Genomic DNA, 21628 nt, shown 5'->3' on the forward strand with positions numbered 1-21628 from the left:
CCTCACGCAAGCGTATTGCCGTAATTCGTCAATCCGGCCTGCAGCAAACGTTTGCGATGCCTTGAATGTGTTCTAAACCAATAGCCGGATCACCAATAAGACCGGCATTAAAAAAAGAAAGTAAGGAGCTTCACCCATGAAACTGAGCAGCACCGCGTTATTGGCCTTGGCCATCAGCAGCGTAACCGCCTCGGCGTACGCAGAAACCCAGAGCCAGGCATTCACCCCGGTGACGGTTAACACCAAAAGTGCACAAGCTGATGCAACTGGCTTCGTCGAAGGTCAATCCATCTCCGGCACCACGCGTAACTGGTACGCCAACGAACAACTGAAACGTGGCGGCAAGTTCACTTACCGCAAAGACGGTGTCGCCACCCCGACTGATCGTCGTATCAACTGGGTTCAAGGCACCATCGTCAAGTACAACTCCGGTTTCACCGAAGGCACTGTAGGTTTCAGCACCGAAGTGGCCGCCTACAACGCTGTTGCTCTGGAGCGCGATCGCGAGAACCTGGCCTCCAACAACGGTGGCGCACCGGGCTCCCGCCCAGGCGCGGGCAACAACCGTACCCTGACCAAAGAAGGCGGCGACGCTCAAGGTCAGTGGAGCAAGCTGGGCCTGGCCAACGTCAAGGCTCGCATCTCCAACACCACCCTGACCGCCGGCCGCATGAACTTCAGCAGCCCGCAGGTCGATGTGATCGGCAACCGTGCCCTGCCTTCGAGCTTCCAGGGCGTCGCGGTCCACAGCGAAGAGCTGAACAACCTGGCTTTCGACCTGGGGACCTTTGACCGCGTTTCGCCCCGTACCGAAGAAAGCCTGAGCAAGTTCCGCTCCGAATACCAAAACATTACTGCTGAGACCGATCACGTTAATACGGCAGGCCTCACCTATACCCCTTTCGCCAGCCTGACCACCAGCCTGTGGGCGACCCAGGCCGAAGACTTCTGGAACCAGTACTACTTCGGCGCCAGCCACGTGTTGGGTGACAGTTCGGTACTGAGCCTGACCACCGGCCTGAACTACTACAAGACCGTCGATGAAGGTAAGAGACTGCTGGGCGAAATCGACAACCAGGCCGGCTCCCTGTCGTTTGGCCTGACTCACCAGGCTCACACCCTGACCTTCTCGTACCAGGAAATTAACGGTAACGAGTACTTCGACTACCTGCACGAAACCAACGGCATCTACCTGGCCAACTCCCTGCTGTCGGACTTCAACGGCCCGAACGAGAAATCCTTCCAGATCGCCTACGGCCTGAACATGGCTGAATACGGCGTGCCAGGCCTGAAGTTCAACATCTACCAGGCGCGTGGCTGGGGCATCGACGGTACTCACTACACCGGTACCGCCTATGACGTGAAAAACATGGACGGCGAAACCCACTACGAATACGGCATCGGTTCGACGTACGCCATTCAGAGCGGCCCACTCAAGGCCACCACTGTTCGCGCGACCTACACCGCTCACCGCGCCAGTGAAAACCAGGGCGATGGCAGCATCAACGAGTTCCGTCTCGTGACCACCATTCCGTTCAACATCCTGTAATGCACCTGCCTAACAGCTGATTCAGTGACGAATCAGCTGTTAGGCATTAGTCCTTTAACTGATTGCAGAGGGTTCTTGATGAAAATGCTTCCCCTACGTGCGGCCATCGCTGCCGCGTTGCTGAGTGTCGCTGTTGGCGTCGCTGCCAAACCCCTGGTGGTCTGCACCGAAGCCAGTCCGGAAGGCTTCGATATGGTCCAGTACACGACTGCAGTCACAGCCGACGCCGTGGCTGAAACCATCTTCAACCGTCTGGCGGACTTCAAGCCGGGCACCACTGAAGTGATTCCGGCACTGGCCGATTCCTGGGACATCAGCGAAGACGGTCTGAGCTACACGTTCCACCTGCGCAAAGGCGTCAAGTTTCACACCACCGATTACTTCAAGCCGACGCGCGACATGAACGCCGACGACGTGGTCTGGAGCTTCCAGCGTCAGCTGGACCCGAACCACCCATGGCACAAACTGTCGAGCGTGGGCTTCCCGTACTTTGAAAGCATGGGCTTCAAGGAACTGCTCAAAAGCGTCGAGAAAGTCGACGACAACACGGTCAAGTTCACCCTGACCCGTCGTGAAGCGCCGTTCCTGGCCGACATCGCCATGGCCTTCTCCTCGATCTACTCCGCCGAATACGCCGACCAGTTGCTCAAGGCGAACAAGGCCGGCGACTTGAACAACAAGCCAATTGGCACCGGTCCATTCGTGTTCCAGCGCTACAACAAGGACGCTCAGGTTCGCTTCAAGGCCAACCCGGAGTACTTCCGTGGCAAGCCACCGGCTGACGCGTTGATTCTGGCAATTGCCACCGACAACAACGTGCGCCTGCAAAAGCTCAAGGCCAACGAGTGCCAGATCGCGCTGTATCCGAAACCGGATGACATCCCGAGCATCAAGAAAGACACCAACCTCAAGGTTGATGAGATGAACGCGATGACCGTTTCGTACATCGCCATGAACACCTCGCACAAATACATGAGCGATGTGCGCGTGCGCAAAGCCATCGACATCGCGTTCGACAAGGCGGCCTATGTCAACGCGCTGTTCGGCAAAGGCAATGCGACTGTCGCGGTCAACCCGTACCCGGACACTCTGCTGGGCTACAACCACAAGCTGACCAACCCGCCGCGAGACCTGGACAAGGCCCGCGCCTTGCTCAAGGAAGCAGGCGTACCGGAAGGCACAACGTTTACACTGTTCACCCGTAACGGCGGCGGGCCGACCAACCCGAACCCGATGCTGGGCGCGCAGATGATGCAGGCTGACCTGGCCAAGGTCGGCATCAAGATCGACATTCGCGTCATGGAATGGGGCGAAATGCTCAAACGTGCGAAAAACGGCGAGCACGACATGGTTTCCGCCGGATGGGCGGGTGATAACGGCGATCCGGATAACTTCCTGACGCCTATGCTGAGTTGCGAAGCAGCCAAGAACGGCGAAAACTACGCGCGCTGGTGCAACGAGAAATTCCAGACGCTGATCGATGAAGCCCGAGCTAAAGTGAACCCGACGGAACGTGCGGCGCTCTACGAGCAAGCCCAGGAGGTTTTCAATCAGGACCAGCCATGGATCAGCATGGCGCACACCCGTATGTTTACTGCAATGCGCAACAACGTAGAGGGCTATCACATTAGCCCGCTTACCACGAATAACTTCGCCACCACCCAGGTGAAGTAAATAAGAAAACTCCCGGTGTCCCTGACTCCAGGGACACCAGGCACGCCTAACCGGCTGATGAGGTACACCACAAGATGTTTAGTTTTATTGCCCGCCGATTGGGGTTATTGATCCCCACGTTCTTCGGCATCACCTTGCTGACTTTCGCGTTGATTCGCATGATTCCAGGCGACCCCGTGGAAGTAATGATGGGCGAACGCCGAGTCGACCCCGAAATGCATGCTCAGGCAATGGAACGCCTTGGTCTGAACAAACCGCTGTATGCCCAATACCTGGACTACGTCGGCAAACTGGCTCACGGCGACCTCGGCGAATCGCTGCGTACCCGTGAAAGCGTGTGGAGCGAGTTCACCTCTCTATTCCCAGCGACCCTGGAACTGTCCATGGCCGCCCTGCTGTTCGCCGGCATCCTGGGCCTCCTGGCCGGGGTGATCGCGGCACTCAAGCGAGGATCCCTGTTCGACCATGGGGTGATGGGCATCTCCCTGGCGGGATATTCGATGCCGATCTTCTGGTGGGGCCTGATCCTGATCATGTTCTTCTCGGTGAGCCTGGGCTGGACCCCGGTGTCCGGGCGGATCGACTTGCTCTATGACATCGAGCCGCGCACCGGCTTCATGCTCATCGACACGCTGCTGGCCGATGACGTCGGTGCGTTCTTCGATGCCCTGCATCACCTGATCCTGCCGGCCATCGTGCTGGGTACCATCCCGCTGGCCGTTATTGCGCGGATGACCCGTTCTTCGATGCTCGAAGTACTGCGTGAAGACTACATCCGTACCGCCCGCGCCAAAGGCCTGTCGCCTTCTCGCGTGGTGTTCGTGCACGGCCTGCGCAACGCGCTGATTCCGGTCCTGACCGTGGTCGGCCTGCAAGTCGGCACGTTGCTGGCCGGTGCGGTCCTGACCGAAACCATCTTCTCGTGGCCCGGCATCGGTAAATGGCTGATCGAAGCCATTGGCGCCCGAGACTATCCAGTCGTGCAAAACGGCATCCTGTTAATCGCCTGCCTGGTGATTCTGGTCAACTTCGTGGTGGACATCCTCTACGGCTTTGCCAACCCACGCATCCGTCACCAGCGCTGAGATCATGACCATGACCACTCCAGCTACAACGCCAAATCAAGCGGTAACAGTCGATCAAAGCCTGTTGTATCCGTCCCCGTACAAAGAATTCTGGCACGCGTTTTCCCGCAACAAGGGCGCCGTCGCCGGCCTGATGTTCATGATCCTGGTGATTTTCTGCGCGATCTTCGCGCCGTGGGTTGCCCCGCATAACCCGAGCGAGCAATACCGTGACTTCCTGCTGACCCCGCCAGCCTGGCTGGAAGGTGGGCAGATCCAGTTCCTGCTCGGCACCGATGAACTGGGTCGCGACCTGCTGTCGCGCCTGATCACCGGTTCGCGTCTGTCGTTGATGATCGGTTTGTCGTCGGTGGTGATGTCGCTGATTCCGGGGATCCTGCTGGGTCTGTTCGCCGGTTTCTTCCCGCGCTTGCTCGGCCCGACCATCATGCGTCTGATGGACATCATGCTGGCCCTGCCGTCCCTGCTGCTGGCCGTGGCGATTGTCGCCATCCTCGGCCCTGGCCTGATCAACACCGTGATCGCCATCGCCGTGGTGTCCCTGCCGTCCTATGTCCGTCTGACCCGCGCTGCGGTGATGGGCGAACTGAACCGCGACTACGTGACCGCTGCGCGCCTGGCCGGTGCCACGCTGCCCCGCCTGATGTTCATCACCGTGCTGCCTAACTGCATGGCGCCGCTGATCGTTCAGGCGACCTTGAGCTTCTCCTCGGCGATTCTCGATGCCGCCGCACTGGGCTTCCTCGGCCTTGGCGTACAACCGCCAACCCCTGAGTGGGGCACCATGCTGGCTTCGGCTCGCGACTACATCGAACGCGCCTGGTGGGTAGTCAGCCTGCCTGGCTTGACCATTTTGCTCAGCGTGCTGGCAATCAACTTGATGGGTGACGGCCTGCGCGATGCGCTGGACCCGAAACTCAAGAACGCCGCCTGAGGAGATTCAAATGTCACTGTTAGAAATCAAGAATCTCAACGTTCGCTTCGGCGACAAGAACGCCGTTCCGGTGGTCGACGGGCTCGACATCACCGTGGAAAAAGGCGAAGTCCTGGCCATCGTTGGCGAGTCGGGTTCGGGTAAATCCGTGACCATGATGGCGCTGATGGGCCTGATCGAGCATCCAGGGATCGTCACTGCCGACGCCCTGAATTTCGACGGCAAGAACATGCTCAAGCTCAGCAACCGTCAGCGTCGACAAATCGTCGGCAAAGACCTGGCCATGGTCTTCCAGGACCCGATGACCGCGCTGAACCCGAGCTACACCGTCGGTTTCCAGATCGAGGAAGTGCTGCGCCTGCACCTGAAAATGTCCGGCAAGCAAGCGCGCAAGCGTGCCATCGAACTATTGGAAAAAGTGGAAATCCCGGGCGCTGCCAGTCGTATGGACGCCTACCCGCACCAACTGTCCGGCGGTATGAGCCAGCGTGTTGCGATCGCCATGGCGATTGCCGGCGAACCGAAACTGCTGATCGCTGACGAACCGACCACGGCACTCGACGTCACGATTCAGGCGCAGATCATGGACCTGCTGCTGGCGTTGCAGAAAGAGCAGAACATGGGCCTGGTGCTGATCACTCACGACCTCGCGGTCGTGGCTGAAACCGCCCAGCGTGTGTGCGTGATGTACGCCGGCCAGGCGGTTGAGGTCGGTCAGGTGCCGCAGCTGTTCGACATTCCGGCGCACCCGTACAGCGAAGCGTTGCTCAAGGCGATTCCGGAACACAGCCTCGGCGCTACACGCCTGTCGACCCTGCCGGGCATCGTTCCCGGGCGCTACGACCGTCCGCAGGGTTGCCTGCTGTCGCCGCGTTGCCCGTATGTGCAAGACAGCTGCCGCGCCACGCGCCCGGCCCTGGACCCGAAAAGCCACAGCCTCGCCCGCTGCTTCTACCCGCTTAATCAGGAGGTGGCGTAATGGCCGTCGTACTTACCGCCCGCGACCTGACCCGTCACTACGAAGTGTCCCGCGGCCTGTTCAAGGGCCATGCGACCGTGCGCGCCCTCAACGGCGTGTCGTTTGAACTGCACGCCGGCAAGACCCTCGCCGTGGTTGGTGAATCGGGCTGCGGCAAATCCACCCTGGCCCGTGCGTTAACCCTGATCGAAGAGCCGTCCTCCGGCTCCTTGAAAATCGCCGGCCAGGAAGTCGCCGGTGCCGACAAGGCCCAGCGCAAGCAACTGCGCAAAGACGTGCAGATGGTGTTCCAGAGCCCGTACGCCTCGCTCAACCCACGGCAGAAAGTCGGTGACCAGCTCGGCGAACCGCTGCTGATCAACACCAACCTGTCGGCGGCCGAACGTCGCGAAAAAGTCCAGGCCATGATGAAGCAGGTGGGCTTGCGTCCCGAGCACTACCAGCGTTATCCGCACATGTTCTCCGGCGGTCAGCGCCAGCGGATCGCCTTGGCCCGCGCGATGATGCTGCAGCCGAAAGTGCTGGTAGCGGACGAACCGACCTCGGCGCTGGACGTGTCGATTCAGGCGCAGGTGCTGAACCTGTTCATGGATTTGCAGCAAGAGTTCAACACCGCCTACGTGTTCATCTCCCACAACCTGGCCGTGGTGCAACACGTTGCCGATGACGTGATGGTGATGTACCTCGGTCGCCCGGTGGAAATGGGTCCGAAGAACGACATCTACGAGCGTCCGCTGCACCCTTACACCCAGGCGCTGTTGTCGGCCACACCGACCATTCACCCGGACCCGAACAAGCCGAAAATCAAGATCGTCGGCGAGTTGCCTAACCCGTTGAACCCGCCATCGGGTTGCGCTTTCCACAAGCGCTGCCCATACGCCACCGAGCGCTGCAGCACCGAAGAGCCAGCCCTGCGCCCTCTCGATAACCGCCAGGTGGCTTGCCACTACGCCGAGCAATTCCTCGACGGCGCGGCATAAAAATGTGGGAGCAGTTTTGCTCCCACAGCAATACCGGACCTCTTCTACAACGACTGCGCATCAGTTGGAGTAGAAGGGGTTTTCTTTTGCCTGCCGTTTAAGACTGGCTGTCGCCTTCATCCTCGTCGGTGTCGGGCTCTTCAGTGGTCGAGTCGTCATCGCCCTCACTACCGCCCTGATCTTTGTCCCCAGCCTCGGAGTCAGATTTGGCAATCATCATCCCGGCATGTATCACCTGCCCGCTCGACACCTGTTCGCCATGCTCCGGGCACTCCGCCCACGCCGCCGACATGCCCACGGACAACATCACTAAAACCTTAAGCAACAGCACAATACGTTGAACAATGCTCATAGCCGAATCCATCCTTTTTGGGGTGAAGCTTGGGTGCCTGACTGGCGCTGAATGAAATCTAGTTCCGATCAGTGTGGTTCACCAGACAGGACGCTAACGACGGGCTGGAAATGCCCGTGATCGGCAGATTGGTTTTGAATAACAGTTATCTCGAATCGTTATTGCTCGCCCCCACAAGGGGATTCGCGTCAGGCAATAAAAAACCCCGCAGCTTTCGCAACGGGGTTCTGTGTGTTTCGACTCAGCGCTTAGTGATGCTCGCGCGTCGCACGGAATTTCACGTCCGGCCAGCGCTCTTCCATCAGTGCCAGGTTGACCCGGGTCGGGGCCAGGTAGGTCAGGTGACCACCGCCGTCGATCGCGAGGTTTTCCACCGCCTTGTTGGAGAATTCCTCAAGCTTCTTCTTGTCGCTGCAATCGATCCAGCGCGCGGAATAAACGGTGATCGGCTCGTAAGAGCACTCAACCTTGTATTCCTCTTTCAAGCGGCTGGCGACCACATCGAACTGCAGCACACCGACGGCGCCGAGGATGATGTCGTTGCTGCGCTCGGGGAAGAACACCTGGGTCGCGCCCTCTTCCGCCAACTGCTGCAAGCCTTGACGCAGCTGCTTGGATTTCAACGGATCACGCAGGCGTACGCGACGGAACAGTTCCGGGGCGAAGTGCGGGATACCGGTGAAGCCCAGGGTTTCGCCTTCGGTGAAGGTGTCGCCGATCTGGATGGTGCCGTGGTTGTGCAAACCGATGATGTCGCCGGCAAACGCTTCTTCCAGCTGCTCACGCTCGGAGGAGAAGAAGGTCAGCGCGTCACCGATCCGCACATCCTTGCCGGTGCGCACGTGGCGCATCTTCATGCCTTTTTCGTACTTGCCGGAGCAAATGCGCATGAAGGCGATACGGTCGCGGTGTTTCGGGTCCATGTTCGCCTGGATCTTGAACACGAAACCGGTGAACTTCTCTTCAACCGGCTCGACGGTGCGCTCGTTGGCGACACGGGCCAATGGCTTCGGCGCCCAGTTGACCACGGCGTCGAGCACGTGATCGACACCGAAGTTGCCCAGTGCAGTACCGAAGAACACCGGCGTCAGTTGGCCGTCGAGGAATTCCTGCTGGTTGAACTCGTGGCAGGCGCCCTGCACCAGCTCCAGCTGATCGACGAAGCGATCGTACTCGTCGCCCAAATGCGCGCGCGCTTCATCGGAATCGAGCTTCTCGATGATTTTCACATCGGTACGCTCGTGGCCGTGACCGGCGGTGTACACGATGATGTAGTCGTCGGCGAGGTGATACACGCCCTTGAAATCGCGGTAGCAACCGATCGGCCAGGTGATCGGCGCGGCCTTGATCTTCAGGACCGCTTCGATCTCATCGAGCAGTTCAATCGGGTCGCGGATGTCACGGTCGAGTTTGTTGATGAAGCTGACGATCGGCGTGTCACGCAGACGGCACACGTCCATCAGCGCGATGGTCCGTGGCTCTACACCCTTACCGCCGTCGAGAACCATCAAGGCCGAGTCCACCGCCGTCAGGGTGCGGTAGGTGTCTTCGGAGAAGTCTTCGTGGCCCGGGGTGTCGAGCAGGTTGATCATGTGGTCGCGATACGGGAACTGCATGACCGACGTGGTAATGGAAATACCCCGTTGTTTTTCCATTTCCATCCAGTCGGAGGTGGCATGGCGGTCGGACTTGCGAGACTTCACCGTGCCCGCAATCGCAATCGCCTTGCCCATCAGCAAGAGCTTCTCGGTAATGGTGGTTTTACCGGCATCGGGGTGGGAAATAATGGCGAAAGTGCGGCGTTTCGCGACTTCGGCGGCCTGTTTGGTCATGGGAAATCGCCTGGCAGGTGATTCAAAAAAGGGCGGCGAGTATAGCTTAAAAAGTAACCTATGGACCACCGTTCACCTGTAGCCGCTGCCGAGCCCGCGAGGCTGCGTCCGGCGGCGCAGCCGTCGTAAAACCGGACGCTGCGGTGTATCAGACACACCGCGACAGGTGAATCGACGACGACTTCGTCGCCGGACGCAGCCTCGCGGGCTCGGCAGCGGCTACAGGGGTAATACAAGATGCGGGGTGGCTAATTGCTGCTAAATATGGAACCTTTTAAAAGGTGGAGGCGTCCACTCCCCTGTTACAGCTCTCGTAGCAGGGTTCGAAAAACCTGCAAGTTAGCCTGACGAGGCTGCGCTTATGGCTCGATCTCATGCGGTTCCATCAGCATGAAGAGCTGCTTCTCGCGAACGTTGATGACCCGGCAGCCAGCAATGGCATTGCCACTCGGGACTGCGTTCGCCGACAAAAGAAAAAAGGAGTCCGCCTGTGGCTATTCGCTATGGCAAAGGGCTGATAGGAGGTGCGGTTGTCGTCGCCCTTCTGGCCCTGCTGGTCCATTGGATTGGCATCAACACGATCGAACATTACCGCGACGATTTGTTGTTTTACCTGCAAGCTCATCTGATTCTCGTCCTTGTTTCCATGCTGGCCGCCCTCGTTGTGGGCATTCCCGCCGGTATCTTCCTCAGCCGTCCGTCCATGGTGGACCGAGCTGAGCGCTTCATGCAGCTCTTCAACATCGGCAACACCGTGCCGCCGCTCGCCGTACTGGCCATCGCCCTGGGGATTCTGGGCATCGGCAGCGGCCCCGCGATCTTCGCCCTGTTCCTCGCCTCGCTGTTGCCGATTGTGCGCAACACCTATGAAGGCCTGAAAAACGTTCAGGGTTCACTGAAAGAAGCCGCTGTCGGCATCGGCATGACCCCGACCCAAGTGCTGTGGCGGGTCGAACTGCCAAACGCCGTGCCGATCATCGTTGGTGGCGTTCGCGTGGCCCTGGCGATCAACGTCGGGACGGCTCCGCTGGCGTTCCTGATCGGCGCCAACAGCCTGGGCAGCCTGATTTTCCCCGGCATCGCCCTGAACAATCAGCCGCAACTGCTGCTCGGCGCGGCCTGCACCGCCCTGCTGGCCTTGCTGCTCGACGGTCTGGTGACACTCGCCAGCCGCCTCTGGCTCGAACGCGGCCTACGCCCGTCTTAAGCCTCGGCAAAGGAATCAATATGAAAAAAGTATGCTTATTTCTAGGCTGCGCCCTGCTGTTCGCAGGATTTGCCCAAGCCGCTGAAAAACCGGTCATCCGCATCGGCGCCCGGGTGTTCACCGAACAAACCCTGCTCGCGGAAATCACCTCCCAATACCTGCGCACCAAGGGTTACGACACCCAGGTGACCGGCGGCCTGGGCAGCAACCTCGCTCGCAGCGCCCACGAAAGTGGCCAGCTGGATTTGATGTGGGAATACACCGGCGTGTCGCTGGTGGCTTACAACCACATCACGGAAAAACTCGACAGCGCCCAGTCCTACGCCAAGGTGAAAGAACTCGACGCGAAAAAAGGCCTCGTCTGGCTGACCCCGTCGAAATTCAGCAACACCTATGCCCTGGCCCTGCCGGAAACCACCGCGAAGGCTTACCCGCAGATCAACACCATCAGCGAGCTGAACACGGTGCTGCAAGCTGAGCAAAAGGACAATCATCTGGTCGCGCTGGACACCGAGTTCGCCAACCGTTCCGACGGGCTGAATGGCATGGTCGACCTCTACGGCATGAACCTGACGCGCAAAAACATCCGGCAGATGGATGCTGGTTTGGTCTACACCGCCCTGCGCAATGGCCAGGTATTTGCCGGTCTGGTCTACACCACCGACGGTCGTCTTAACGCCTTCAAGCTGAAACTGCTCGAAGACGACAAGCACTACTTCCCGGACTACACCGCCGCGCCGGTGGTACGTCAGGTGTACCTCGACGCCCATCCGAAACTCGCCGAAGAACTCAAGCCGCTGGCTGAACTGTTCGACGACGAAACCATGCGCCAGCTCAACGCGCGGGTCGATGTCGATCACGAAAGCCCGTCATCCGTTGCCGCCGATTTCCTGCGCCAACATCCCATCAAATAAGGAGGAAAAGACATGGAATTTCTGAACGCCTTTTCCCATCTCGACTGGCCATTGGTGCTGCACCTGACCTGGCAGCACATCACCCTGGTCGGCATCGCCGTGACCTTGGCGATTCTGGTCGGCGTGCCGCTGGGCATTCTGATGACGCGCTTTCCGACGCTCGCCGGCCCGCTGCAAGCCAGTGCCACGGTGCTGCTGACCGTGCCGTCGATTGCGCTGTTCGGCCTGCTGCTGCCGTTTTACTCCAAATTCGGCCAGGGCCTCGGTCCGATGCCGGCGATCACGGCCGTGTTTCTGTACTCGCTGCTGCCGATCATGCGTAACACCTACTTGGCGCTGACCGGCGTCGAACCGGGCATTCGCGAAGCCGCCCGCGGCATCGGCATGACCTTCGGCCAGCGCCTGCGCATGGTCGAACTGCCCATCGCAGTGCCGGTGATCCTCGCCGGCGTACGCACTGCCGTGGTCATGAACATCGGTGTCATGACCATCGCCGCGACCATCGGCGCCGGTGGCCTCGGTGTACTCATTCTCGCTTCCATCAGCCGCAGCGACATGTCGATGCTGATCGTCGGCGCCGTGCTGGTCAGTCTCCTGGCCATCTTCGCCGACCTGCTTCTGCAATGGCTGCAACGCACGCTGACTCCAAAAGGACTGCTCAAATGATCGAACTTCAAAACCTCAGCAAGACCTTCCAAAGCAACGGCAAAGATGTGAAAGCCGTGGACTCGGTAAGCCTGACCGTCAATGAAGGCGAGATCTGTGTGTTCCTCGGACCATCGGGCTGCGGCAAAAGCACCACGCTGAAGATGATCAACCGCTTGATCAAGCCGACCTCGGGCAAGATCCTGATCAACGGCGAAGACACCACCGACCTCGACGCAGTGACCCTGCGCCGCAACATCGGTTATGTGATCCAGCAGATTGGTTTGTTCCCGAACATGACCATCGAGGAAAACATCACCATCGTTCCGCGCCTGCTGGGCTGGGACAAACAGAAATGCCACGACCGTGCCCGCGAGTTGATGAGCATGATCAAGCTGGAACCCAAGCAATACCTGAATCGCTATCCGCGCGAGTTGTCCGGCGGTCAGCAGCAGCGGATCGGTGTGATTCGGGCACTGGCGGCGGATGCGCCATTGTTGCTGATGGACGAACCCTTCGGCGCGGTCGACCCGATCAACCGCGAGATGATCCAGAACGAGTTCTTCGAGATGCAGCGCGCGCTGAACAAGACCGTGATCATGGTCAGCCACGACATCGACGAAGCCATCAAGCTGGGCGACAAGATTGCAATTTTCCGCGCCGGCAAACTCCTGCAGATCGATCACCCGGACACGCTGCTGGCGCACCCGGCGGATGATTTCGTCAGCAACTTCGTCGGCCAGGACAGCACGCTCAAGCGTCTGTTGCTGGTGAAAGCCGAGGACGCGGCGGACAACGCGCCGTCGGTGAGCCCGGAAACACCGGTGGCTGAAGCGCTGGAGTTGATGGATGAACTCGACCGTCGCTATGTCGTGGTCACCTGCGCCGATAACAAGGCTCTGGGCTACGTGCGTCGTCGCGATCTGCACCGTCAAACCGGGACTTGCGCGCAGTACTTGCGTGAGTTCAACGCCACGGCGGCGTTTGACGAGCATTTGCGCATCCTGCTGTCGCGCATGTACGAGTTCAACCGCTCGTGGTTGCCAGTGATGGATGCGGAGCGGGTGTTCCTGGGTGAAGTGACTCAGGAATCGATTGCCGAGTACTTGAGCTCAGGCAAGTCCCGTGGGGGCAAGACCAGCATTGTTTCGCCGGCCGAGACTGCTGTCGCCTGATCTGACGCCTCGCGGGCAAGCCCGCTCCCACGGGGTTCTTGGCGTACACAAGATTTGTGTACGACAGAAATCACTGTGGGAGCGGGCTTGTCCGCGATTGGGGGCACCACAAATCCCGCCTGAAGCACCTCAAATCTCCCTCCAGCGGGAACATCACACTGTCATGCAGGTCGGTTACATCAGTAGCTATCCAGGACCGCACGACGGATGTGTGCAAAAACGCGACATTTTTTGTTGATCTCAAGCCCCTCACGCCCTAAAGTTCGCGCCGAACGTCCATGCTGGAAACGATCCATCCGGCTCAAGTACTGACGACGAGACAGCAAGGCCAAGGGAAAGCAGCGCTTCCCATGGCCTTTTTGCTTTCGGCGACATGCCTTGGGAAGTAGGCGAACCAAAGTGGGGATACGGAGGACGTTCAGGAGGGTGTGTCATCAATGAGTTCACGAGTGCGCCGGAGTCTGCTTTTGCGCAGGGCAAGGCGCGAGGACCGAAGTTTGGTTGTTCCAAATAAGGGACGAGTAACGCAGCCCTGCGCAAAAGCAGGCCCGGCCCTTCGGGTTGTGCCTGAGCGCGCGCCATGCTGCGTTGCAGGCCTTGCGAAGGGAATGACCATTAGCGGCGGCCTGCGCCTTGCCTGGCACGCGCTCAGGCGACAACGCACTCGCGAACTCATTGATGACACACCCTCGCACCCATTGATTAATCTAGTTTGCCAGTAGGAGTTCCCAGCATGTCGATCAACGTCGAAGACTATTTCGCGCGCGATACCTTCAACAAAATGAAGGCCTTCGCCGACAAACAAGAAACCCCGTTCGTGGTGATCGACACCGCGATGATCAGCCAGGCCTATGACGACCTGCGCGCCGGTTTCGAATTCGCCAAGGTCTACTACGCCGTCAAGGCCAACCCGGCCGTCGAAATCATCGACCTGCTCAAAGAAAAAGGTTCGAACTTCGACATCGCGTCGATCTACGAGCTCGACAAAGTGATGAACCAGGGCGTTGGCCCGGATCGCATCAGCTACGGCAACACCATCAAGAAATCCAAGGACATTCGCTACTTCTACGAGAAGGGCGTGCGTCTGTATGCCACCGACTCCGAAGCCGACCTGCGCAACATCGCCAAGGCTGCACCGGGTTCGAAAGTCTACGTGCGCATCCTCACCGAGGGCTCGACCACGGCTGACTGGCCTTTGTCGCGCAAATTCGGCTGCCAGACCGACATGGCCATGGACCTGCTGATCCTCGCCCGTGACCTGGGCCTGGTGCCGTACGGCATCTCGTTCCACGTCGGCTCGCAACAGCGCGACATCAGCGTCTGGGACGCGGCGATCGCCAAGGTCAAAGTGATCTTCGAACGCCTGAAGGAAGAAGACGGCATTCACCTCAAGCTGATCAACATGGGCGGTGGCTTCCCGGCCAACTACATCACCCGCACCAACAGCCTGGAAACCTACGCTGAAGAAATCATCCGTTTCCTCAAGGAAGACTTCGGAGATGACCTGCCGGAAATTATCCTCGAGCCGGGCCGTTCGCTGATCGCCAACGCCGGCATCCTGGTCAGCGAAGTGGTACTGGTCGCGCGTAAATCCCGCACGGCGGTAGAACGCTGGGTGTACACGGATGTGGGCAAGTTCTCCGGCCTGATCGAAACCATGGACGAAGCCATCAAGTTCCCGATCTGGACCGAGAAGAAAGGCGAGATGGAAGAAGTGGTCATCGCCGGCCCGACCTGCGACAGCGCCGACATCATGTACGAAAACTACAAGTACGGTTTGCCGCTGAACCTGGCCATCGGTGATCGTTTGTACTGGTTGTCGACCGGTGCGTACACCACCAGTTACAGCGCCGTTGAATTCAATGGCTTTCCGCCGCTGAAGTCGTTTTACGTCTAATTAGTAAAGACCCACAAAAAAACCCGTGACTCTTCACGGGTTTTTTTATTTCTGCGCAAACTAAAACATACCATTTCCAACACCATAAATAGTTACAGACCAAATAATCACAGACCATTTAATTGAAGTTATGCTGCACGCTCACCCATTTGAAAAGGATTTCAAACATGCAGCTTAATCAACCAATACTATTCGATACCGCACCCAACAACAAAAGTGACGCCTTTAATGCATCTCCGCCGATTGTGACCAAAGGGGATATCACACGAATTAAAAAATACATTTCCGAAGCGAAGAAACTTCCGGTCAACATCGACGATATTAAAAAGCTGTTGAAAAGCGAAAACACCGGCATCGCAGGACTGGAGCCTTATGATATTGCAAATACCTATGCAAAAATCGTCACCAATGCCAATCGCTGGAACGACATCGAACTGTCGATGAAACGAGTCGGCGGGAGCCTCCAGGCATTCTCCGAAGACCTGCGGCATTTCGGAGAGGACATTATCACGACCATTAAAACAATGCCCGGCTACATAAATTACATTGGCACAATCGAAAGTATGACCGATGAGGAAATTGCCAAACTTCCCGAGCTTAAAATTGGACGAGATGAGACAAACAGATTTCCGTCCATCAAAGAATCTCTCCATTTCATTGCCAGTTCCATCGAACAAAAAAAAACCAGTAGCACTGACATCCAGCTCCGCCTGAAACATTTCAAAACCGAGCTGACGGATGTGGTTGCGGTGTTGATTGGAGAAAAGCTGAAGCAGGCCGGCAACCACGAATTGAATGCCGAGATCACTCGACTCAATGCTGAGATTGATGAGGCTCAGCGTCTGGTCGATGAAAAAACCAGGGAAAATGAGCCCAACTTCTTCGAGTACTTTATGGCTTTTACCGATCCGCTTGGCTCCCAGTATCTAAAAGTCAAAGCAATGATGCGGGACGCCCGTGTAGCGCCATTGATCCGACGTCGGGATGAACTCACCGAGCAAGTCCGCAAGAAAAACGTTCTGACGGGCACCTTATTGATCCTTCACAACCGTTTGCAAAGCGTCGACTCTTACATCATCGGAGCTACGGAGAGTACCGCCCTACTGGAAACCCTGTGGATCACAATTTCGGAATTCATCGACTCTTCAAAAAACAAAATTGATGGCATTCATGAATTCCTCACGCTCAGAACTTTTGTTTCGAGCCTGGACACCGTACTCAACAACTGGAAAAAAATCGAATCCAACGCCAAAACACTCACCCAAGCATTCGACTGACACTAAAGCCGACCTAAACCATTATAAATAAGGATATTTATGACAACGCCATCGTATATCGCGCCAGCTATGTCGCTTATTCGCGACAGCCGAGAAACCATTCGTTACCAAGCCATTATCGGCTCTGCTGACTTGTATATTGAATCACTGCGAAATGAACTGATACAGCTGAATGCCGAAATCACTGCTACAGACCTGGCCGCTTCCAAAACATTAACTTCTGCGATTATCAGCCTTGAAACCACGGCACTCAATGAGACGCTGGAAGCGCTGGACATACTGTCAGCAGGCGAAAAAAACCCGCCCACCAGAATCGCCATTGAGTCCTATACCGAAATAGCCAGGAAGTTAATCTCCCTGTGCACTGACAAGCTGGATGAGGTTCAAGCAGAACTTAGCCACGCCATCTACAGTGTCAGGTACTCCTCCATCAGTAATAACCGGTTCAGGATTGCCGAACTGGTGGAAGCTCGCGAAGTGCTGGCTGCAGAACTGGAAAAAGAAACCCCCCCTGTGGATTCGCTTCTCGAAGATGAAAGGGTCTTGAATGAAGCAATCCGCCTGTTTGAAAGCCTCAGCTTCATTGACCGCCTGAAACCTCTTTTTGAGCAATTGACCGGGATGATCGGTAATCGACCTGAAACACCTCAAGCCGCTGCATTGAAGGCCGGTCTGGTGGTGGCGAACAAGTTTCTTGATGAGGCAAACGAACTGATCAAATACCAGGGTTTGATTAAAGCTCGAACCACGCTTCGTGTTCGTCTAAAAGATCGGCAAGGTCGCCTGGACTCGCTAGTCACCCAAATGAGCGACAACGACAAGAAAGTCAAACAGCTGACCGATACGACAAAGGTGATCGAACCCCGCAATACATATGCGGATGAAACGAGCAATATTGTCGAAGCGTTGAGGCTGTTTCTTGAGGCTATCACCGAGGATGCCCAGAGCGATGTCGTCAAAAAGGGCCGGAAGCTGATAGCGCAAGCCAAGCCTTTCAAGCGCTACCTGGAAAACCTTAAAGGCCAGTGGCTGCGCGGTTAACCCATTGGCTGAGCGAGTTGGGACGCTCGTTGGTGATATTCCTGAGCCATCGCTCGAATCCTGGGGTGTAGGGCGTTGCTCAGCGCCTCCCCACTCACCCGCAAAAAGTTCTGGTTACCGGCGGCCAATGCCCGACGTAGCCAGGACAACGATTCGTCAACATGCCCGTCATCGGCCAGCAGGGCCGCATAACTGAACTGCCCCCGAAAATCTCCGCCTTCGGCAGATCGTCGATACCAGATTCGCGCCGCGAGTGTATCGGCGATGCATGCCTCGCCGTCTTCCAGATAGCGCCCCAACAGGTTCATGGATTTGGCGTGGCCCAACTCGGCGGCTCGGCGATACAACGCCAATGCTTGCGCCTGATCTTCGGCGACGCCGCGCCCAGTCGCCAGCAGATTGGCGTAGTTGTACATCGCCCAATCCAGCCCGGCTTCGGCAGCGATTCGGTAATGCCGCGCGGCAACCGAGGCATCCGCCGCGCGCCCCCAGCCGTGTTCGTGACAACGGCCAAGCATGTTGCGCGCCATCAGGTGCCCGCCACGGGCGGCGATCTCGAACCAGCGCAATGCCAACGGCTGATCCTGCGCGATGCCGTTGCCGTCCAGCAGGATTTGCCCGAGCAGCGCCTGAGCATCGAGTACGCCTTCGCGAGCCGCGATCAAAATTGCCTGGGCCGCGCGCGCCGGACTTTGCGCCAGCATGGCCTTGAGCGAATCACCGTTGAGAACTTCCTCCCTGCGCAGTTGATAAGTCATACCTCGACCCAACGACGCAACAGGTTGTGATACGTGCCGGTGAGGCGGATAAGCGAGGGGTGATCGGGCATGTCCTGGGTCAGCTGCTGGATCGCGCCGTCCATCTCGAACAGCAAGGCGCGCTGACTGTCTTCGCGCACCAGGCTTTGCGTCCAGAAAAAAGAGGCGTAACGCGTGCCACGGGTGACCGCGTTGACCTTGTGCAGACTGGTACCAGGATACAAAACCATATCGCCGGCGGGCAGCTTCACCCGTTGTGTGCCGAAGGTGTCCTGGATTTCCAGCTCACCGCCGTCGTAGTCCTCAGGCTCGCTGAAAAACAGCGTTGCCGACAGATCAGTGCGCACGCGCTCGATGCTGTTTTTGGGCTGGCGCACCGCGTTATCGATATGGAAATCGAAACTGCCGCCGGCCGTGTAACAGTTCAGTAACGGAGGAAAAACCTTGTGCGGTAACGCCGCTGACATAAACAGCGGATTTTTCCACAGCCGTTCCAACATCGCCGCGCCGACTTCCATGGCCAGCGGATGGCCTTCAGGCAGCTGCAAATTGTGCTTGGCCTTGGCCGACTGATAGCCGGCGGTGATCTTGCCGTCCGCCCAATCGGCCTGGGCCAGAGCCTCGCGGATGCGCTGCACTTCTTCTTTCGCGAACAAGCCGGGAATGTGCAGCAGCATGGCAAAGGCACCTGGGACCAAAGGGGCGCTAATGGTATTGATTCTTATTGCTAATGTAAAACCTTAACGACGGACGAAACAGCAAAAACCGTAAGGTTAAATTGTAAAGAATGTAAATTCTTCGCGAATAATAACATTTCGCAATTGATACAAATACGCGTCTACCCTATATTCCGCGTCCTCAAATTCTTGGGGAGGGGAATTCAAATGTCACGTCAACAACCACACGTACCGGTCAGTTCACCACGTTTGCTCGCATCGGCCATTGGCATGGCGATTACTGCCGGCTCCGCGGGCCATATGGTTTTCGCGGCGGAAAAAGCCGACGAAAAAGCACCGGGTAATGTGATTTCGCTGGGCGCGACCGCCATCACTGGCGAGGCCCAGGACGAGACTTCCTACAACGTCGAAAAAGCCTCCTCGCCCAAGTACACCGCGCCGCTGGTAGACACCCCGCGCTCGATCACTGTCATTCCGCAACAAGTCCTCAAGGACACCGGCGCCCTCAACATGCAGGACGCGCTGCGCACCGTGCCGGGCATCACCTTCGGTGCCGGTGAAGGCGGCAACCCGCAGGGCGACCGTCCGTTCATTCGTGGCTTCGACGCCCAGGGCGACACTTACCTGGACGGCGTGCGTGACACCGGTTCGCAGAGCCGCGAGATCTTCGCCGTCGAATCGATTGAAGTCAGCAAAGGCCCGAACTCGGCCATTGGCGGCCGTGGCGCTGCCGGCGGCAGCATCAACCTGGTGAGCAAAAAAGCCCACTTGGGCGACTCGAATGACGCGGGTTTTACCTGGGGTTCGGACCAGACCCAGCGTTTCACCCTGGACAGCAACTACCAGTTCACCGACACCGCCGCCGGCCGTCTGAACCTGATGAGCCACGAGAGCAACGTCGCTGGCCGTGACAGCGTCGACTACGACCGCTGGGGCATCGCGCCGTCGCTGGCCTTCGGCCTGGGCACCGACACCCGCGTGAACCTCGACTATTACCATCTGGAAAGTAACGACACCCCGGACTCGGGCATTCCGTACACCATCCCGGTGGCCGGTTCGGCTGCGCGCACCAAGTCCAATCCGGACAAACCGAACGATGGCGGCGACAGCTCAAACTTCTACGGCCTGAACGACCGTGACTTCCGCAAGGGCCGCACCGACACCGCGACCTTCGCCATCGAACACGACCTGAACGACGCGCTGACCGTCAAGAACACCCTGCGTCACGGCACCAGCATGCAGGATTACATCCTCACCCAGCCGGACGACAGCAAGGGCAACGTCAACAATGGCAGCGTCTGGCGTCGGGCCAACACCCGTGTCAGCAACACCGAGACCACGACCAACCAGACCGATCTGTTTGGTGACCTGTACATCGCCGGGTTCAAGAACAGCTTCGCCACCGGTATCGAGTTCACCCACGAGGAAAACCAGAAGTCCTCGTACAACGTCAACACCGACACCACCCCGCGAACAGCCGCAGCCACCACCAACTGCTCCCCGGCATTGATCGGCGCGCCAAGTGGTTACAACTGCACCTCGTTGTCCAACCCGAACCCGAAAGATCCTTGGAACGGTGCGATCTCGCGTAACTACGCCGGCACCGACACCAAGGCCAACACCTATGCGCTGTATGTGTTCGACACCCTGGAATTGTCCCAGCAGTGGCTGGTGAACATGGGGCTGCGCTACGACCATTTCGACACCGATTACAAAACCTTCAACAGTTCCAGCGTGACCACGTCCAAGGGCGATGACACCAGCGAGTTCGTCACCGGTCAGTTCGGTGTGGTGTACAAACCGGCGGAAAATGGCAGCATCTATGCGTCCTTCGCGACGTCGGCCACGCCACCGGGCAACACCCTGGGCGAAGGTTCGGAAGGCAACCCGCTGGGCGGCACGCCGGATCGCAACGGCAACCTGCTGAAAAGCGACCTGGAACCGGAAACCACCAAGAACTACGAAATCGGTACCAAGTGGGACTTGATGAATGATCGCCTGTCCCTGACCGCCGACATCTTCCGCACCGAGAAAGACAACGCCCGCGTTCAGGTCGACACCACAAGCTATGAAAACGCCGGCAAAACCCGCGTGCAAGGTGTCGAACTGTCGGCCACCGGCAAGCTCACCGACAAATGGCAAGTGTTCGCCGGTTACGCCTACATGGACAGCGAGCAAGTCGACGGCGGCCCGCTGGGCGCCGCCAACGATGGCAACGAACTGCCTAACACACCGAAAAACAGCGCCAGCCTGTGGACGACCTATCAGGTCACACCGAAGCTGACCATCGGTGGCGGTGCGTTCTATGTCGACGATGTCTTCGGCAGCGTGGCCAACACCACCATGGTTGATTCCTACGTTCGTTACGACGCGATGGCGGCCTACAAGCTGAGCAAAAACGTCGATCTGCAACTGAACGTACAGAACCTGACCGACGAAACGTACTACGACAAGGCCTTCTCGACCCACTTCGCCAACCAGGCGGCGGGCCGTACGGCATTGCTGAGCACCAACTTCCACTTCTGATTGCAGTCACTACAACACCTGTAGGAGTGAGCCTGCTCGCGCCTACAGGAATGGGGGTGAAGACTGAAATCAGGGTGAGGCCCCGTTCATCTCCATGAACGGGGCTTTTGTGCGTAAAAAAGAATG

18 protein-coding genes are annotated in these 21628 nt (G+C 58.0%); 14 read left to right on the plus strand and 4 right to left on the minus strand.

Annotated elements, in window-relative coordinates; genetic code table 11:
• Nucleotides 1-136: 136 nt before the first annotated feature.
• The 6 genes from AB4N43_RS12495 to AB4N43_RS12520 all read left to right on the plus strand — a co-directional run bounded on the left by AB4N43_RS12495 (nt 137) and on the right by AB4N43_RS12520 (nt 7201).
• Nucleotides 137-1549, plus strand: a complete 1413-nt coding sequence (locus tag AB4N43_RS12495; protein WP_027924496.1) for an OprD family porin — start codon at nt 137-139, stop codon at nt 1547-1549.
• A 78-nt stretch (nt 1550-1627) separates the two neighbouring features.
• The gene (locus AB4N43_RS12500) at nt 1628-3223 is read left to right on the plus strand and encodes an ABC transporter substrate-binding protein (RefSeq protein ID WP_194940811.1); all 1596 of its coding nucleotides are present in this window, start codon (nt 1628-1630) and stop codon (nt 3221-3223) included.
• A gap of 74 nt (nt 3224-3297) precedes the next feature.
• The gene (locus AB4N43_RS12505; protein WP_027924494.1) at nt 3298-4308 is read left to right on the plus strand and encodes an ABC transporter permease subunit; all 1011 of its coding nucleotides are present in this window, start codon (nt 3298-3300) and stop codon (nt 4306-4308) included.
• 10 nt (nt 4309-4318) lie between these two features.
• Entirely contained in the window at nt 4319-5242 is a 924-nt protein-coding gene (locus tag AB4N43_RS12510; protein ID WP_027924493.1) for an ABC transporter permease subunit, read from the plus strand.
• A 10-nt stretch (nt 5243-5252) separates the two neighbouring features.
• A complete protein-coding gene (locus AB4N43_RS12515) occupies nt 5253-6221 on the plus strand; it encodes an ABC transporter ATP-binding protein (RefSeq protein WP_027924492.1) in 969 nt (322 codons plus the stop codon).
• Entirely contained in the window at nt 6221-7201 is a 981-nt protein-coding gene (locus AB4N43_RS12520) for a peptide ABC transporter ATP-binding protein (protein ID WP_059181621.1), read from the plus strand. The genes AB4N43_RS12515 and AB4N43_RS12520 overlap by 1 nt, the downstream gene beginning before the upstream one ends.
• A 97-nt stretch (nt 7202-7298) precedes the next feature.
• On the opposite strand, the gene AB4N43_RS12525 is transcribed toward AB4N43_RS12520, so the two are convergent.
• On the minus strand, nt 7299-7553 hold the full coding sequence (locus AB4N43_RS12525) for a hypothetical protein (RefSeq protein ID WP_027924490.1): 255 nt from the start codon (nt 7551-7553) through the stop codon (nt 7299-7301).
• A gap of 248 nt (nt 7554-7801) precedes the next feature.
• Nucleotides 7802-9385: a peptide chain release factor 3 gene (locus AB4N43_RS12530; RefSeq protein ID WP_027924489.1), complete on the minus strand. Its 1584-nt coding sequence runs from the start codon at nt 9383-9385 to the stop codon at nt 7802-7804.
• A 490-nt stretch (nt 9386-9875) separates the two neighbouring features.
• Between AB4N43_RS12530 and AB4N43_RS12535 the strand changes: the two genes are divergently transcribed.
• The 7 genes from AB4N43_RS12535 (at nt 9876) to AB4N43_RS12565 (ending at nt 17541) form a co-directional block, all read left to right on the plus strand.
• Nucleotides 9876-10592 carry an ABC transporter permease gene (locus AB4N43_RS12535; RefSeq protein WP_027924488.1) on the plus strand — a complete coding sequence of 239 codons (717 nt, stop codon included), beginning with the start codon at nt 9876-9878 and terminating at the stop codon, nt 10590-10592.
• Nucleotides 10593-10612: 20 nt separating this feature from the next.
• Nucleotides 10613-11506 (plus strand): glycine betaine ABC transporter substrate-binding protein, encoded by an 894-nt coding sequence (locus AB4N43_RS12540; RefSeq protein ID WP_059181623.1) that lies wholly within the window; start codon nt 10613-10615, stop codon nt 11504-11506.
• A gap of 12 nt (nt 11507-11518) precedes the next feature.
• Complete coding sequence (locus AB4N43_RS12545) at nt 11519-12172, plus strand: ABC transporter permease (RefSeq protein WP_007942812.1); 654 nt, start codon at nt 11519-11521, stop codon at nt 12170-12172.
• Nucleotides 12169-13326, plus strand: coding sequence for an osmoprotectant ABC transporter ATP-binding protein OsmV (locus AB4N43_RS12550; protein WP_008148962.1), 1158 nt, complete (start codon nt 12169-12171; stop codon nt 13324-13326). Before AB4N43_RS12545 ends, AB4N43_RS12550 begins: the two co-directional genes overlap by 4 nt.
• Before the next feature lie 733 nt (nt 13327-14059).
• Nucleotides 14060-15223, plus strand: coding sequence for a type III PLP-dependent enzyme (locus AB4N43_RS12555; RefSeq protein ID WP_027924486.1), 1164 nt, complete (start codon nt 14060-14062; stop codon nt 15221-15223).
• Nucleotides 15224-15390: 167 nt separating this feature from the next.
• Nucleotides 15391-16500, plus strand: a complete 1110-nt coding sequence (locus tag AB4N43_RS12560; protein ID WP_460154104.1) for an alpha-xenorhabdolysin family binary toxin subunit A — start codon at nt 15391-15393, stop codon at nt 16498-16500.
• Nucleotides 16501-16539: 39 nt separating this feature from the next.
• A complete protein-coding gene (locus tag AB4N43_RS12565; protein WP_460154105.1) occupies nt 16540-17541 on the plus strand; it encodes an alpha-xenorhabdolysin family binary toxin subunit B in 1002 nt (333 codons plus the stop codon).
• On the opposite strand, the gene AB4N43_RS12570 is transcribed toward AB4N43_RS12565, so the two are convergent.
• Together AB4N43_RS12570 and AB4N43_RS12575 are read right to left on the minus strand one after the other, a co-directional pair.
• Nucleotides 17538-18299, minus strand: a complete 762-nt coding sequence (locus tag AB4N43_RS12570; RefSeq protein ID WP_027924483.1) for a tetratricopeptide repeat protein — start codon at nt 18297-18299, stop codon at nt 17538-17540. The genes AB4N43_RS12565 and AB4N43_RS12570 overlap by 4 nt on opposite strands.
• Nucleotides 18296-18976, minus strand: a complete 681-nt coding sequence (locus AB4N43_RS12575) for a Fe2+-dependent dioxygenase (RefSeq protein ID WP_027924482.1) — start codon at nt 18974-18976, stop codon at nt 18296-18298. Before AB4N43_RS12575 ends, AB4N43_RS12570 begins: the two co-directional genes overlap by 4 nt.
• A gap of 207 nt (nt 18977-19183) precedes the next feature.
• On the opposite strand from AB4N43_RS12575, the gene AB4N43_RS12580 reads away from it, so the two are divergent.
• A complete protein-coding gene (locus tag AB4N43_RS12580) occupies nt 19184-21502 on the plus strand; it encodes a TonB-dependent receptor (RefSeq protein WP_027924481.1) in 2319 nt (772 codons plus the stop codon).
• The last annotated feature ends 126 nt before the right edge of the window (nt 21503-21628 follow it).

The organism is Pseudomonas sp. S2_B07, assembly GCF_054668435.1.

Bases quoted from the DNA above. Each gene is read 5' to 3' on its own strand.
- AB4N43_RS12545 (WP_007942812.1), top strand. From the start codon at position 11,519: ATGGAATTTCTGAACGCCTTTTCCCATCTCGACTGGCCATTGGTGCTG.
- AB4N43_RS12560 (WP_460154104.1), top strand. From the start codon at position 15,391: ATGCAGCTTAATCAACCAATACTATTCGATACCGCACCCAACAACAAA.
- AB4N43_RS12570 (WP_027924483.1), bottom strand. From the start codon at position 18,299: ATGACTTATCAACTGCGCAGGGAGGAAGTTCTCAACGGTGATTCGCTC.
- AB4N43_RS12525 (WP_027924490.1), bottom strand. From the start codon at position 7,553: ATGAGCATTGTTCAACGTATTGTGCTGTTGCTTAAGGTTTTAGTGATG.
- AB4N43_RS12495 (WP_027924496.1), top strand. From the start codon at position 137: ATGAAACTGAGCAGCACCGCGTTATTGGCCTTGGCCATCAGCAGCGTA.
- AB4N43_RS12555 (WP_027924486.1), top strand. From the start codon at position 14,060: ATGTCGATCAACGTCGAAGACTATTTCGCGCGCGATACCTTCAACAAA.
- AB4N43_RS12530 (WP_027924489.1), bottom strand. From the start codon at position 9,385: ATGACCAAACAGGCCGCCGAAGTCGCGAAACGCCGCACTTTCGCCATT.
- AB4N43_RS12500 (WP_194940811.1), top strand. From the start codon at position 1,628: ATGAAAATGCTTCCCCTACGTGCGGCCATCGCTGCCGCGTTGCTGAGT.
- AB4N43_RS12505 (WP_027924494.1), top strand. From the start codon at position 3,298: ATGTTTAGTTTTATTGCCCGCCGATTGGGGTTATTGATCCCCACGTTC.
- AB4N43_RS12575 (WP_027924482.1), bottom strand. From the start codon at position 18,976: ATGCTGCTGCACATTCCCGGCTTGTTCGCGAAAGAAGAAGTGCAGCGC.
- AB4N43_RS12520 (WP_059181621.1), top strand. From the start codon at position 6,221: ATGGCCGTCGTACTTACCGCCCGCGACCTGACCCGTCACTACGAAGTG.
- AB4N43_RS12510 (WP_027924493.1), top strand. From the start codon at position 4,319: ATGACCACTCCAGCTACAACGCCAAATCAAGCGGTAACAGTCGATCAA.
- AB4N43_RS12580 (WP_027924481.1), top strand. From the start codon at position 19,184: ATGTCACGTCAACAACCACACGTACCGGTCAGTTCACCACGTTTGCTC.
- AB4N43_RS12550 (WP_008148962.1), top strand. From the start codon at position 12,169: ATGATCGAACTTCAAAACCTCAGCAAGACCTTCCAAAGCAACGGCAAA.
- AB4N43_RS12565 (WP_460154105.1), top strand. From the start codon at position 16,540: ATGACAACGCCATCGTATATCGCGCCAGCTATGTCGCTTATTCGCGAC.
- AB4N43_RS12515 (WP_027924492.1), top strand. From the start codon at position 5,253: ATGTCACTGTTAGAAATCAAGAATCTCAACGTTCGCTTCGGCGACAAG.
- AB4N43_RS12540 (WP_059181623.1), top strand. From the start codon at position 10,613: ATGAAAAAAGTATGCTTATTTCTAGGCTGCGCCCTGCTGTTCGCAGGA.